Genomic DNA, 14,421 nt, shown 5'->3' with positions numbered 1-14,421 from the left:
GGAGGGGACGCGATGCGCAAGCCCGGTGGCCGGAACGGGTCGAGTGCACTGTCAGACTAGGCGTAAATATGACCGACATGCGGCATTGTGTGGTCGAAGGTCGCCGAGTGTTATCCACAGGTCGGCGGCGAGGCGGTGGCTGAAGTCGCGGGACCGGGCCAGAATCGAGCTGTGAGCCGGACCACACGGGCCCGGTTCACGGTTCGTGTACGCACGGCCGGTGCGGCCTGCGGCGCCCGCACGGCTCGTGTGTGCGCCGCGCGCCGGACAGACGGGGGACGACGGGAGGCAGCAGCGTGAGGACAGCGACACTGGGACCCGCCGAGCGCGCCGAGGCGCTCGCGGCCATGGCTGAGCGAGAGCTGGACGTGCTGGTCGTCGGCGCCGGAGTCGTCGGCGCCGGAACCGCCCTCGACGCCGTCACGAGAGGGCTCTCCACCGGCATCGTGGAGGCCCGCGACTGGGCCTCCGGCACCTCCAGCAGGTCCAGCAAGCTCATCCACGGCGGCCTGCGCTATCTGGAGATGCTCGACTTCGCCCTCGTACGGGAGGCGCTCAAGGAGCGCGGACTCCTCCTGGAGCGGCTCGCCCCCCACCTGGTGAAGCCGGTCCCCTTCCTCTACCCCCTCCAGCACAAGGGCTGGGAGCGGTTCTACGCCGGCTCGGGCGTCGCGCTGTACGACGCGATGTCGCTCTCCTCCGGCCACGGCCGCGGCCTCCCCGTCCACCGGCACCTCTCCCGGCGGAACGCCCTGCGCGTCGCGCCCTGCCTGAAGAAGGACGCCCTGGTCGGCGCCCTGCAGTACTACGACGCCCAGATGGACGACGCCCGCTTCGTCACCACCCTCGTCCGCACCGCCGCCTCCTACGGCGCCAAGGCCGCCAGCCGGGCCCGCGTCATCGGCTTCCTCCGCGAGGGCGAGCGGGTCGTCGGCGCGCGCGTCCAGGACGTCGAGGCGGGGGTCGCGTACGAGATCAGGGCCAAGCAGATCGTCAACGCCACCGGCGTGTGGACGGACGACACCCAGGCCCTCATCGGGGAGCGCGGCCAGTTCCACGTCCGCGCCTCCAAGGGCATCCACCTCGTCGTGCCCAAGGACCGCATCCACTCGACGACCGGACTGATCCTGCGCACCGAGAAGTCCGTGCTGTTCGTCATCCCCTGGGGACGCCACTGGATCGTCGGCACCACCGACACCGACTGGGACCTCGACAAGGCCCACCCCGCCGCCTCCAGCGCCGACATCGACTACCTCCTGGAGCATGTGAACACCGTGCTCGCCACCCCGCTCACCCGGGACGACGTCCAGGGCGTCTACGCGGGCCTGCGCCCCCTCCTCGCCGGCGAGTCGGACGCCACCAGCAAGCTGTCCCGCGAGCACACCGTCGCCCACCCGGTCCCCGGCCTCGTCGTCGTGGCCGGCGGCAAGTACACGACGTACCGCGTCATGGCGAAGGACGCCGTCGACGAGGCGGTGCACGGGCTCGACCAGCGCGTCGCCCCCTGCGTCACCGAGGACACCCCGCTCCTCGGCGCCGAGGGCTACCGCGCCCTGTGGAACGCCCGGGCCAGGATCGCCGCGAGAACCGGGCTGCACGTCGTCAGGGTCGAGCATCTCCTCAACCGCTACGGCTCCCTGACGGAGGAGATCCTCGACCTGATCGCGGCGGACCCCGGTCTCCGCGAACCGCTCGCGGCGGCCGAGGACTACCTGCGCGCCGAGATCGTCTACGCCGCCTCGCACGAGGGCGCCCGCCACCTCGACGACGTCCTCACCCGGCGGACCAGGATCTCCATCGAGACCTTCGACCGGGGCACGCTCAGCGCCCGCGAGTGCGCCGAACTGATGGCACCGGTCCTCGGCTGGGACGACAGCCAGGTCGCGAAGGAGGTCGAGCACTACGAGAAGCGGGTGGAGGCCGAGCGCGAGTCGCAGCGCCAGCCCGACGACCTGACGGCGGACGCCGCGCGGCTCGGGGCGCCTGACATCGTGCCGATCTGACGGGACGTCCGGATCCCTGTCCCGCGGGAACCTCGGGGGCGCCCGGGGGCGTCGTATCCCGGAGTGCGGACCCGGGGGCGCCACCCGCCCCGAGGTGAGGGACAATGGCCTCTCTTCCAGGGCGGGTTACCGCATCGCGCGGGAAGCGGCAGACGCGGCGAAGATCAGGGATCGCAGAGGGGACGCATGTCGGAGGCGGAGCAGTCGCGGGACAAGGCGAGGGACCCCAGGCGGGACGCCGCCGCGGGGGCCGCGACCGACGGCGACCGAGGAGCGGTCCCGGCCGCGCGTGAGGCGGCGCGGGACACCGAGGACGCGCAGGTCAGCCGGGGTGCGCAAGCCCCGGAGGACGCGCGTGGACCGGAGCGGGGCGTCGAGGACGCGAAGCCCGGGGAGGCCCCCGGGGACGTGAAGGACGCTCAGGTTGTGAAGGGCCCTCAGCACGCTCCGGCGGCAGGGGCGACGGGTTCGGGCACGGCCGGGACCGGGAGCGGGAGCGCCAGTGACGGCGCTGTCGCGACCGGGACCGCGGGTGACGGCGCCGTCGCGACCGGGACCGCCGGTGGCGACGCGGTCGCGTCCGGGACCGGGACCGCTGCTGACGACGCCGTCGCGTCCGGGCGGCTGCGCGGTACCGAGCCGTCGACCGGGCGGGCCGGTTTCGGCGCCGGGGACGGCGACGGCGAGAGCGACCGCAGGCCGTCCGCCGGCGGCACGCGCGGCGGCGACAGGTTCCGCAAGGAACCGGCCGGCGAGGGTCGGCTGCTCGCGGGCCGCTACCGGCTCGGCGCGGTCCTCGGCCGCGGCGGCATGGGCACCGTGTGGCGCGCCGTCGACGAGACCCTCGGCCGCACCGTCGCCGTCAAGGAGCTCCGCTTCCCCACCAGCATCGACGAGGAGGAGAAGCGGCGCCTCATCACCCGGACCCTGCGCGAGGCGAAGGCCATCGCCCGGATCCGGAACAACGGCGCCGTCACCGTCTACGACGTCGTCGACGAGGACGACCGTCCGTGGATCGTCATGGAGCTCATCGAGGGCAAGTCCCTCGCCGACGCCATCCGTGAGGACGGCACGCTCACTCCCCGGCGCGCCGCCGAGGTCGGCCTCGCCATCCTCGACGTGCTGCGTTCGGCCCACCGCGAGGGCATCCTGCACCGCGACGTGAAGCCGTCCAACGTCCTCATCGCCGAGGACGGCCGGGTCGTCCTCACCGACTTCGGCATCGCCCAGGTGGAGGGCGACCCCTCCATCACCTCCACCGGCATGCTCGTCGGCGCCCCCTCCTACATCTCCCCGGAGCGCGCCCGCGGCCACAAGCCCGGTCCCGCCGCCGACATGTGGTCGCTGGGCGGCCTCATCTACGCCGCGGTCGAAGGCAGCCCGCCGTACGACAAGGGCTCCGCCATCGCGACCCTGACGGCCGTGATGACCGAACCGGTCGACCCGCCGAAGAACGCCGGCCCCGAGCTGAAGCAGGTCATCTACGGCCTGCTCGCCAAGGACCCGGCGCAGCGGCTCGACGACGCCCGCGCCCGGGTCCTGCTGCGGGCCGTGCTCGACGCGCCCGAGGCGCCGCCCGCGGTCTCGCCCGAGGCCACCACCGTCATACCGCTGCCGCCGCACCCCGAGCAGGCCCCGGTGGCCCCGGCGGCCGACCGGGGTCCCGACGCGGCCGCCGAGCGGATGCGGGGCGCGCTGAAGTCCGTACGGAACGCGGCCGCCTCCGTGAAGGCCGAGCCGAAGCCCGCGCCGCGACCGGCGACCGAGCCGTTGCGGGGCGGCGGGAAGCCCGCCCCGACCCGCGCGCCGCTGACCGACGTCGTGCCGCGCCGCACCCTGGTGATCATCGCCGCGGTCGCCGTCCTCGCCGTGCTCGGGACGATCCTCGCGGTCTCCCTCGGCGGCGGAGGCGACGAGGGCAATCAGGGCAAGGGCGACGGGGGCACCACGGCCTCGGCCGGCGCCTCGACCGGTGGAGCCGGCGGCTCCGGCGGCGCCCAGGGCCAGTCCTCGGGCGGTGGCCCCGGCCAGCAGGGCGGCACCCAGCCCGGCGACAACGGCGCCACGGGATCGACGGGCAGCACCGATGGCACCACGGGGTCCACGGGGTCCACGGGGTCCACGGACGGGCAGAACGGCACCACGCCCTCCGGGAAGCCCGGCGGCGACGCGGGCAAGCAGCTGCCCGCCGGCTACACCCTCGTCACCAACGGCCCGCTGCACTTCTCGATGGCGATGCCGGCGTCCTTCAAGCAGCGCTCGATCCCGGGATACTCGCTCGGCGCGATCTTCAGCGAGAGCGGCGGCTTCCCGCGCGTCCAGGTCGACTACAACGGCAGCCCGAAGGACGACGCGGCGAGCGCCTGGGAGCTCGCCCGGTACGGCGTGGCCGCCACCAGCCAGGACTACAAGCACCTCGGCATAAGGACGGTCTCGTACAAGGGCTACCCGACCGTCGCCGACTGGGAGTTCGAGCGCACCCAGAAGGGCATCCGTGTCCACGTGCTCAACCGCGGCTTCAAGGTGGACGCCACGCACGGCTACTCCATCATGGTCAGCTGCGCGGCGGACGAGTGGAACGGCGCCGAGTGCAAGACGCTGCGGGAGACGGCGTTCGCCACGTTCAGCCCCAAGGACTGACCGGTGGCACGTATCGTGAGGTTCGTGGACCGAACGCAGCCGAACAGAGTCGTCAACTGCTCGGGGCCGGACCGGAACTGACGAAACTCGCGTGATCCCGCCCGATCCCGAGGGATCCGCGGGCCACGGGGGACAGCGTGCGCGCGGGGGAGGCGTCGTGGACGACTACGCGGGAAGGGTGCTCGCCGACCGCTACCGCCTGCCGTTGCCGCCGGCGGACGCCGACGCGTACGAACCGGTGGAGACGCGCGCGTTCGACACCTACAGCGGGCAGGAGGTCCTGGTCCGCCAGGTGCCGCTGCCGGAGTTCGTCGACGCCGAGGTCCTCGACGGACAGGGCGGTCCCGCCGGGCCCCACGGCGGTACGGGCCAGGCCACCCGCAGGCCGGCCGAGCCCGTCGTGCGCCGCGCCATCGAGGCGGCCCAGGCGGCCGCGCAGATCCCCGACCATCCCCTGCTCGACCAGGTCTTCGACGTCTTCGCGGAGGCCGGATCGCTCTGGATAGTGAGCGAGCGCGTGGCGGCCAGACCGCTGGCCGCGCTCCTCGCCGAGCGGCCCCTCAACCCGTACCGCGCGGCCGAGATAGGCGCCGACGTCCTCACCGCCCTGCGCGCCCTCCACGCGCACGGCTGGGTGCACCGGAACATCACCGCCCGGACCGTGCTCGTCTGCGACGACGGCCGCGTGGTCCTCACCGGCCTCGCCGTGGGCGCCGCCGAGGAGGCCCTCTGCGGCTACGCCCCGGTCCCGGAACAGGCCGACGAGTTCGCACCGCTCCCGGCCGCGGAGCCGGAGCTCCATGAGCCGGATCTCCACGAGCCGGAGCTCCACGAGCCGGACGAGCCCGAACCGGGTGCTCAGGCGGCGGATGCGTATGCGGCGGAGGAGTACGGAGCGGGGGAGTACGGGGCGGAGGAGTACGAGGCCGCAGACGCGTACGGCTCCGAGGGGTACGCCCGTGAGCCGTACGCGCTTGAGCCGTACGAGCGGGAGCCGTACGCGTTCGAGCCCGTCGACGCGTACGAGTCCGAGGTGTACGACCCCGAGGCGTACGACGTCGAGGTGTACGAGGAGGTCGGCGAGGAGCCGGACGGCGGGTCGGGTGGCGAGCCGTACGGTGCGGCCCCCGACCGCCAGGTGCCCCCCGATTCGGACGGCACCGACACCGACACCGGCACCGGTCCCGGTCCCTACGGGGCCTACGGTGCCGACCCCTACGGGCGGGCCGCGCCGGCCGCCGCCGAGACGCAGCCCCTGGCCACGCCGCCCACCGCCGACGTGCGGGCCGCGCGGGCCGGGGCCATCGCCGCGTACCGGGCCGGTGCGCGGGCCGCGGCCCGGCTCGGCGAGACGGGGGCGCTCCCCGTCCAGCGCCCCGCGCCGCCGGAAGGGCCCGAGCCGCCCCCGCCGCCCACGGCGCAGGCGTCCGGCGCGCCCGAACCGCAGTGGTGGGCGCGGGTGGCGGACGACGAGGAGGACGACGAGGACGACGGCGACGAGCCGTACGGCGGCGGCCCGCAGGCCGGCCCGCCGCCGCGCGTGATGCTGGCCGGCAGCTGGAGCGACGGCCCGCACGCCGCGCGGGACGGCTCGGGGCCGATCCCGGCCGGCGGGGGCTCCGTACTGCCCGGTTCGGGCCGCCCGGCGCTGCCCGCCGGGTACACGGCGGCGACCCCCGATCCCGCGCGGCTTCCGGCCCAGGCCGCGCCCCGCGAGAAGGCGCCGATCGCGATCCCGGCCCAGGCGCACCGCGGTCCCACCACGCGGCTCGCCGCCGAACGGGCCCGCCAGACCCGGATCGCGGTCGTCGGCGCCGTGACCGAGCGCTGGGCGCCCGAGCAGGCCGGACCCGTGCACGAGAACTGGCGCCTCGCGCCGCCGATCACACCCGCGACCGACCTGTGGGCGCTCGGCGCGCTCCTCTACCGGGCCGTCCAGGGCCATGCCCCGTACCCCGAGGACAGCGCGGCCGAGCTCGTCCAGCTGGTCTGCGCCGAGCCGCCGGCCTTCGCCGAGGAGTGCGGGCCGCTGCGCCCGGTCGTGGAGTCGCTGCTGCGCCAGGACCCCACCGAGCGCCCCGACTTCGAGGAGCTGCGCGGCTGGCTGCGCTCCCTGGTCCGCTCGGCGCCGGAGCCGGAGGCCGGGCTCGGAGTCGTACCGCTGCCGTCCTTCGACGAGGCGCGGCTGCCGATCGTGCGCCGGCGCGGCGAGTTGGTGCGCCGGTGGCGCGGGGGAGCGGGGGCGGGCCGCCACCGCCACAAGCGCGGCAAGGACCCGCGCCCGGCGACCGGGCGCGAGGCTTCGTGGGGCCCCGAGCGGGGCACCGAGCGGGGCTCCGAGCGCGGACCCGGACTCGGCCACGACCTCGAACACGACGTGGAGTTCGGCCACGAGTACGGGCACGCGCGCGTACAGCCGGATCACCGCGAAGGGTTCCGCGACGAGTCCCGGGACGGCTTCCGGGAGATGTTCCGCGAGGACTTCGACGAGGAGATCCCGCAGCGCGCCCCCCGCGCGCCCCGGTCCGCGCGCCCGTCGTCCTCCCGGGCACCGGGTTCCCAGGGCTCCCCGCGCTCCCTGGGGCGTACGCTCCTGATCCTTATCTTCCTGCTGCTCGCGGGAGCCGTCGCGTACGCCGTCCTGTTCATGCCCCGCGAGGGCGAGCAGCCGCGTACGCCGACCGCGCCCACGACCGGCCCGGCCGTGACCTCGAAGCCGCCCGTCGAACCGACCGCGAAGCCGTCGACGGAACCGACCGGCACACCGACGACCGGACCGGCCACCACCGCACCCCCCGCGGATACTTCGGCCCCCGCGCTCGCCGCCGGGTACGACCTGCGCCAGGACTCGGAGGGCTTCCGGATCGGGGTTCCGAAGGGGTGGCGGCGCAGCCCGATCAACGACGCCGGGCAAGTGCGCTACACCGGCGGCGACTTCACGCTGATCGTCGTGCCCGGCCGGGACAGCGTCCGGGACAACGGCTCGGACCCGCTGGAGTACCAGAACGCCAAGGAGCGCGAGCTGGCGCCGTACCGCTCGTCCAGCTGGTCGCGGGTGGAGAGGGCGCGCCGGGTGGACATCGGCCGGACGCCGACGGCCGAGGGGTCCTACACCTGGCTGGACAGCACGGGCCGCGAGGTGTTCGTGCGCAACCTCGCCCTGATCGACGGCGGTCGGTACCACGTCGTGCAGGTCATCGGGCCGGAGAGCGAGCGTGACAAGGTGTCGGAGATCTACGAGCAGGCCACGAAGGGGTTCCGTCCGGGGCGTTGACGTCCGGGAGGCTGATACGAATGTCCCACCGGCCCCCGGTCACAGTGCTGTTCCTATGACCGCCCCGAGGTTCCGCAGCCCGTACCCCCCTCCGTAACCTGGCATCAGAAGGAACGGGCGGGGGCAAGTGGAACATTCTCAGAGCGCTTCTCAGAGCACAGGATCGGGGCTGCTGCTCGCCGGTCGCTACCGGCTGGGCGAGTCCATCGGTCGCGGCGGCATGGGCAAGGTCTGGCGCGCGCACGACGAGGTGCTGCACCGCGTGGTGGCGGTCAAGGAGCTGACGGCGGGCCGGTTCGTGGCCGAGGCCGACCGGCTCGTGCTGCACGCCCGTACGCAGAAGGAGGCGCGGGCCGCCGCGCGGATCACGCACCCGGGTGTGGTGACCGTCCACGACGTCCTGGAGCACGACAACCGGCCGTGGATCGTCATGCAGTACGTCGACGGGCCCTCGCTCGCCGACGCCGCCAAGGAGGCCGGCACGATCGAGCCCCGCGAGGCGGCCAGGATCGGGCTGCACGTCGTCGGCGCGCTGCGTGCCGCGCACGCGGCCGGGGTGCTGCACCGGGACGTCAAGCCGGGCAACGTGCTGCTCGCGCGCGACGGGCGCGTCCTCATCACCGACTTCGGGATCGCGGCGATCGAGGGGGACTCGACGATCACCCGGACGGGCGAGATCGTCGGCTCCATCGACTACCTGGCGCCCGAGCGGGTGCAGGGCGGCGATCCGGGCCACGCCTCCGACCTGTGGTCCCTCGGCGCCACGCTCTACACGGCGGTGGAGGGCACCTCGCCGTTCCGCCGCACGTCCCCGATCAGCACCATGCAGGCCGTGGTGACCGAGGAGCCGCCGTACCCGGAGAAGGCGGGCCCGCTGGCCTCCGTCATCGTGGCCCTGCTGCGCAAGGACCCGGCGCAGCGACCGCGCGCGGACGAGGCCGAGCGGATGCTGCTCGACGCGATGGAGGGGCGCGAGCCGACGGCGGCCCAGGCGTACGTGCCGACCCAGCGCGTGGCCAGGGAGGACCTGGACGCGGCGGCGCGCGAGATCCAGGAGGCGGACGGTACGGGTACGGAGATCCTGGCGGGCGGGACCCGGAAGGCCACGGCGCAGTGGCCCCAGTCGGGCCGGCAGCCCCAGCCGTCCTCCGCACCCCACCAGCCTCAGGGGCCCCACCCCACCCTCGCGCCCTCCTCCCCGTCCTCCTCCGGCCGGGGACGCTGGCGTTCTGCCGTGCTCGCCGCGCTGCTCGCCGGGGTCGTCGCCGGCGGTGCCGTCTTCGCCGCCATGAACTACGCGGGCGGCGACCGCGCCGCCGGCGGCGACGGCGGCCGGACCACACCGGCGGCCTCCCCCGCCACCAAGGGCGCCGGGGACGGCATCCCGGCCGGCTGGCACCGCGTCAAGGACCCGGAGGGCTTCAGCCTCCTCGTACCGGACGGCTGGAAGCGGCAGACCGAGCGCGACCAGATCGACTACACCCCGGACAACGGCCGCCACCGCATCCGGATCAGCATCGACAAGAGCCCCGATTTCGAGAACCCGTACATGCACGCCCTCGACCTGGAGCGCCAGTTGGGGAAGCGCATGGACTACGACCGGATCAAGCTGCTCCAGACCCCCTACCGCGACCAGGTCCGTTCCTGTCTGTGGGAGTTCAGCTGGACCGAGAAGAAGACCTTCCCCGGGCCGCGGCACGCGATCGACCAGATGTACTACGAGGACGACGGCACCGAGTACGCCATCTACATGTCCTCGCCGGAGTCGAGCTGGGAGACCACCCGGGAGCAGTTCGACATCGTCGTCCAGCACTGGCGCGCACCGGACAAGTGAGCGGCGGAGCGGGGCACGGACTCGGGTGCGGACGCACGTGCGGACTCGGGGGCGGACTCGGGCACGGACTCGGGCACGGGCTCGGGCACGGACTCGAGGGCGGGAAAATCTCCGTGGTCGGCCTCCACTGGCCGTAAGCCCCTGATCAGGGCTTATGTGCCAGTGATCGCTGGCGCGATGTGCGGAGAGGGTGAAAACGCGTTACCGACGGGTACCCAAAGGTCGGCACGCGGCCTACGCTCGCCCTCATGACGGACTCGCAGGCCCCCGCCGCCCCCACGGTTCCCGCCGACACCGCCGCAGAGGCGGCCCGTCCGGCCGCCCCCGCCGCCGCGAACAACCCGGTCGCGCCCGCGCCCGCCGGCGTGCGGACCGCCGCCGACGTCGTCACGCCCGAGCTGGTCGCCCGGCTCACGCGCGGAGTCGTCGGCTCCGGCCGGACCGCCAACCACACCCCCTTCACCGGGGAGAAGCTGGCGGACCTGCCCGAGTCCACCCCCGAGGACGTCGCCGAGGCCTTCACGCGCGCGCGTACCGCCCAGGCCGCCTGGGCCGCGACCCCCGTCCGGACCCGCGCCGCCGTCCTCCTGCGCTTCCACGACCTCGTCCTCCAGCGGCAGGCCGAGGTCCTCGACCTCATCCAGCTGGAGACGGGCAAGGCCCGCCTGCACGCCCACGAGGAGGTCCAGGCGGTGGCCGTCGCCGCCCGCCACTACGGCCGCAAGGCCTCCTCCTACCTGCGCGCCAAGCGTCACACCGGCGTCGTGCCGACCCTCACCAAGGTCACCGAGCTGCGCCAGCCGCGCGGGGTCGTCGGCCAGATCGCCCCCTGGAACTACCCCCTCGAGCTCTCCGTCGGCGACGCGCTCCCCGCCTTCGTCTCGGGCAACGCCGTCGTCATGAAGCCCGACACCGAGACCGCGCTCACCGCGCTCTGGGCCCGTGACCTGCTCATCGAGGCCGGCCTCCCCGCCGAGGTCTTCCAGGTCGTCCTCGGCGAGGGCCCGGTCGTCGGCCCCGAGGTCGTCGCCCACGCCGACTACGTCTCCTTCACCGGCTCCACCCGCACCGGCCGCGAGGTCGCCCGGGGCGCCGCCGCCCGGCTCGTCGGCGTCTCCCTCGAACTCGGCGGCAAGAACGCGATGCTCGTCCTCAAGGACGCCGACATAGAGAAGGCCGCCGCCGGAGCCGTCCGCGCCTGCTTCTCCTCCGCCGGACAGCTCTGCATCTCCATCGAGCGGCTGTACGTGCACGAGTCGATCGCCGACGCCTTCCTGGAGCGCTTCGCCGCCCGCACCAAGGCCATGCGCCTCGGCAGCTCCCTCGCGTACGGGGCGGACATGGGCTCCCTCGTCGGCGAGCGGCAGCTGGAGACCGTCACCAAGCACGTCGAGGAGGCCGTCGCCAAGGGCGCCACGCTCGTCGCCGGCGGCGTCGCCCGCCCCGACATCGGCCCCCTCTTCTACGAGCCCACCATCCTCGACGGCGTCGAGGCCCCGATGGCCGTCTGCGGCGAGGAGACCTTCGGCCCGGTCGTCTCGATCTACCGCTTCACGGACGAGGACGAGGTCGTCGAGCTCGCCAACGCCACCCCGTACGGCCTCAACTCCTCCGTCTGGACGAAGGACTCGCGCCGCGGCCACGCCGTCGCGGCCCGGCTGCGCACCGGAACCGTCAACATCAACGAGGGGTACGCGCCCGCGTACGGCAGCGTGCAGTCCCCGATGGGCGGCATGAAGGACTCGGGGCTCGGCCGCCGGCACGGCTCCGAGGGCATCCTCAAGTACACCGAGGCGCAGACCGTCGCCCAGCAGCGGCTGATCCCGCTCGCGCCGTCCTTCGGGATGGACGACGAGAAGTACGCCGCGTTCATGAGCGTGTCCCTGAAGGCGATGAAGGCCCTGCGCCTGCGCTGACCCTCTGTCCCACCCGCCCCCTTTTTCGTACGAGGAGAGCCATGACCGCGGTACCCCCTGCCCAGAATCAGGGCGAGGACAGTTCGTACGACTACGACGTCCTCGTCGTCGGCTCCGGCTTCGGCGGATCGGTCACCGCCCTCCGCCTCACCGAGAAGGGCTACCGGGTCGGCGTCCTGGAGGCCGGGCGCCGCTTCGCACGCGACGAGCTGCCGAAGAACTCCTGGGACCTGAAGAACTTCCTGTGGGCGCCGGCGCTCGGCCTGTACGGCATCCAGCGCATCCATCTGCTGGGCAACGTCATGGTCCTCGCCGGCGCGGGCGTCGGCGGCGGTTCCCTGAACTACGCCAACACCCTCTACGAGCCGCTCGCGCCGTTCTTCGACGACCCGCAGTGGAAGGACATCACCGACTGGCGTGCCGAGCTCGCGCCCTACTACGACCAGGCCAAGCGGATGCTGGGCGTGCGCCTCAACCCGACGATGACGCCCTCCGACGTCCACCTGAAGGCCACGGCCCAGGCGATGGGGATCGGCGACACCTTCCACATGGCGCCGGTCGGCGTGTTCTTCGGGGACGGGGAGGACGGCGACGGGACGGCGAAGGCGAAGCCGGGCGGCGAGGTCGCGGACCCGTTCTTCGGCGGCGCGGGTCCCTCCCGCAAGGCCTGCACCGAGTGCGGCGAGTGCATGACCGGCTGCCGCCACGGCGCCAAGAACACCCTCAACGAGAACTACCTCTACCTCGCCGAGAAGGCGGGCGCGGTCGTCCACCCGCTGACCTCGGTCGTCGCGGTCACCGAGGACTCGCGAGGCGGCTACGCGGTCAGGACCCTGCCGACCGACAACAAGAAGAAGGGCGCGGGCCGGACCTTCACCGCCCGCAAGGTCGTCATCGCCGCCGGCACGTACGGCACGCAGACCCTGCTCCACCGGATGAAGGACACCGGGCTGCTGCCCCGCATCTCCGGCCGGCTCGGCGAGCTGACCCGTACGAACTCCGAGGCGCTGGTCGGCTCGCAGACCACCGACCGGCGCTACCGCAAGCGGCACGGCAAGGACCGGGTCGACTTCACCAAGGGCGTCGCGATCACCTCGTCGATCCACCCGGACGACAACACCCACATCGAGCCGGTCCGCTACGGCAAGGGCTCCAACTCCATGGGCGGCATGACCGTCCTCCAGGTGCCGTACGGCGCCCACCGGGTGCGCAGGTGGCTGCTCGAACTGGTCAAGCACCCCGGGCTCGCGGCCCGCTCGCTGTCCAACCGGCGCTGGTCGGAGCGGACCATCATCGGGCTCGTCATGCAGTCCCTGGACAACTCGCTGACCACCTACCGCAAGCCGGGCGGCATCGGGAAGGGCCTGCTCACCGCCCGCCAGGGCCACGGTGCCCCCAACCCGACGCAGATCGAGGCGGCCACCCAGGCCGCCACCCTCCTCGCCGAGGAGATCAACGGCTTCGCCGGCTCCAATGTCGGCGAGCTGATGGGCACCCCGCTGACCGCGCACTTCCTGGGCGGCTGCCCGATCGGCGCCGACGCCGAGACCGGCGTCATCGACCCGTACCACCGGCTCCACGGCCACCCCGGGATCTCCGTCGTCGACGGCGCGGCCGTCTCCGCCAACCTGGGCGTCAACCCGTCCCTGACGATCACGGCCCAGGCGGAGCGCGCCATGTCCTTCTGGCCGAACAAGGGCGAGGAGGACCCGCGCCCACGGCAGGGGGAGGCGTACGTACGGCTCTCGGCGGTCGAGCCGAAGTCCCCCGCCGTCCCGTCCGAGGCCTTCGGCGCCCTGCGGCTGCCGTTCCTGGGGATGCCGGCGGTCCCGCCGAAGAAGGACTGAGCCCGTTCACGTGAAAGGGCGCTGCACCCCCCTCCGAGTGCAGCGCCCTTCCAGCTTTGGTGTTGCTGCATAGATGACCTTCGGTCCCCGCGATTGGTTGTAGCGGTTGCACAGGTTCTTCGTGTGACGCGCGTCACGTCCTGTGGGGGGAGGTTCGGCGGACGTGAAAAGGGCCCCGCACTCGCGATTCCGGTCGCGGCACGGGGCCCTTGAGGTCGGCACCGGTGTCAGGGCAGCTGCGGTGCCGAGCGGGGCGGCGCCGGGGGGTTGCGCCGCGAGGGGGAGGGGATCGGGGGGATCAGGGGGACGGGAGGATCGGGAGATCGGCCGGTTGCGGCCGGCCCCGGGCGTCCCCGGGACCGACCGCCCTTGATGGGTGACCGGGCTGCTGTCCCCTGCTGTCCGGTCACGAGCGCTGGTGCGAGGTCCCACGACGTACCGGAGAGGTACGCCACACGCCCCAGCGAAGCCACGCGTGGTTTCTACGGGCCCGCCCCTGGCTGGCACGGACAACCGGACCAACGAAGCCCGGCCGGAGCCGGTCACGCGCCGTACGGGTGAGGGCGCTCCCGAACTCGGGTACGGGAGCCCACCCGCACGCGTCTCTCAGATGCGGCCCCGGCACAGCTCCAGCATCGTCATCGCGAGCGCCGTGCCCGGCTTGCCCAGCGCGTCCCTGTAGTGGCCGAGGACCTCCATCTCGCGGGCCAGGTTCACCCGGCGGCCGCCGGAGGAGATCCGGGCCTCCTGGATGACGGCCGAGACGGCCATCCGTTCCTGGATGAGGCCGATGATCCGGTCGTCGAGGGAGTCGATGCGCTCACGGGCGTCGCCGATCAGCGTCGCCGCCTCGTCGGTGCGGGCGCCGGTCTTCTCGGTGGTGGCGGTGTTCGTCGTCATGGTGGGG

General features: G+C 73.5%; 7 protein-coding genes. 6 read left to right on the top strand and 1 reads right to left on the bottom strand.

What is annotated here, in order from left to right; genetic code table 11:
- Positions 1–296: 296 nt before the first annotated feature.
- From AC07AW_RS04670 to AC07AW_RS04645, 6 genes are all read left to right on the top strand, one after another.
- Positions 297–2,003, top strand: coding sequence for a glycerol-3-phosphate dehydrogenase/oxidase (locus tag AC07AW_RS04670; protein ID WP_478814040.1), 1,707 nt, complete (start codon positions 297–299; stop codon positions 2,001–2,003).
- Between the two features lie 186 nt (positions 2,004–2,189).
- Entirely contained in the window at positions 2,190–4,643 is a 2,454-nt protein-coding gene (locus AC07AW_RS04665) for a serine/threonine-protein kinase (RefSeq protein ID WP_478814039.1), read from the top strand.
- A gap of 157 nt (positions 4,644–4,800) precedes the next feature.
- The gene (locus AC07AW_RS04660) at positions 4,801–7,917 is read left to right on the top strand and encodes a protein kinase (protein ID WP_478814038.1); all 3,117 of its coding nucleotides are present in this window, start codon (positions 4,801–4,803) and stop codon (positions 7,915–7,917) included.
- Between the two features lie 220 nt (positions 7,918–8,137).
- A complete protein-coding gene (locus AC07AW_RS04655) occupies positions 8,138–9,751 on the top strand; it encodes a serine/threonine-protein kinase (protein ID WP_478814389.1) in 1,614 nt (537 codons plus the stop codon).
- Between the two features lie 248 nt (positions 9,752–9,999).
- Complete coding sequence (locus AC07AW_RS04650; protein WP_478814037.1) at positions 10,000–11,667, top strand: succinic semialdehyde dehydrogenase; 1,668 nt, start codon at positions 10,000–10,002, stop codon at positions 11,665–11,667.
- 41 nt (positions 11,668–11,708) lie between these two features.
- Positions 11,709–13,514, top strand: coding sequence for a GMC oxidoreductase (locus AC07AW_RS04645; RefSeq protein WP_478814036.1), 1,806 nt, complete (start codon positions 11,709–11,711; stop codon positions 13,512–13,514).
- 606 nt (positions 13,515–14,120) lie between these two features.
- On the opposite strand, the gene AC07AW_RS04640 is transcribed toward AC07AW_RS04645, so the two are convergent.
- Positions 14,121–14,414 carry a chorismate mutase gene (locus AC07AW_RS04640; protein WP_478814035.1) on the bottom strand — a complete coding sequence of 98 codons (294 nt, stop codon included), beginning with the start codon at positions 14,412–14,414 and terminating at the stop codon, positions 14,121–14,123.
- Positions 14,415–14,421 lie beyond the last annotated feature (7 nt).

The sequence above is a fragment of the Streptomyces sp. NPDC044003 genome (assembly GCF_056435185.1).
This window is presented reverse-complemented; position numbering and strand designations above follow the sequence as displayed.

Coding starts and splice junctions, on each gene's coding strand:
- AC07AW_RS04665 (WP_478814039.1), top strand. CDS start 2,190: ATGTCGGAGGCGGAGCAGTCGCGGGACAAGGCGAGGGACCCCAGGCGG.
- AC07AW_RS04655 (WP_478814389.1), top strand. CDS start 8,138: ATGGGCAAGGTCTGGCGCGCGCACGACGAGGTGCTGCACCGCGTGGTG.
- AC07AW_RS04650 (WP_478814037.1), top strand. CDS start 10,000: ATGACGGACTCGCAGGCCCCCGCCGCCCCCACGGTTCCCGCCGACACC.
- AC07AW_RS04645 (WP_478814036.1), top strand. CDS start 11,709: ATGACCGCGGTACCCCCTGCCCAGAATCAGGGCGAGGACAGTTCGTAC.
- AC07AW_RS04640 (WP_478814035.1), bottom strand. CDS start 14,414: ATGACGACGAACACCGCCACCACCGAGAAGACCGGCGCCCGCACCGAC.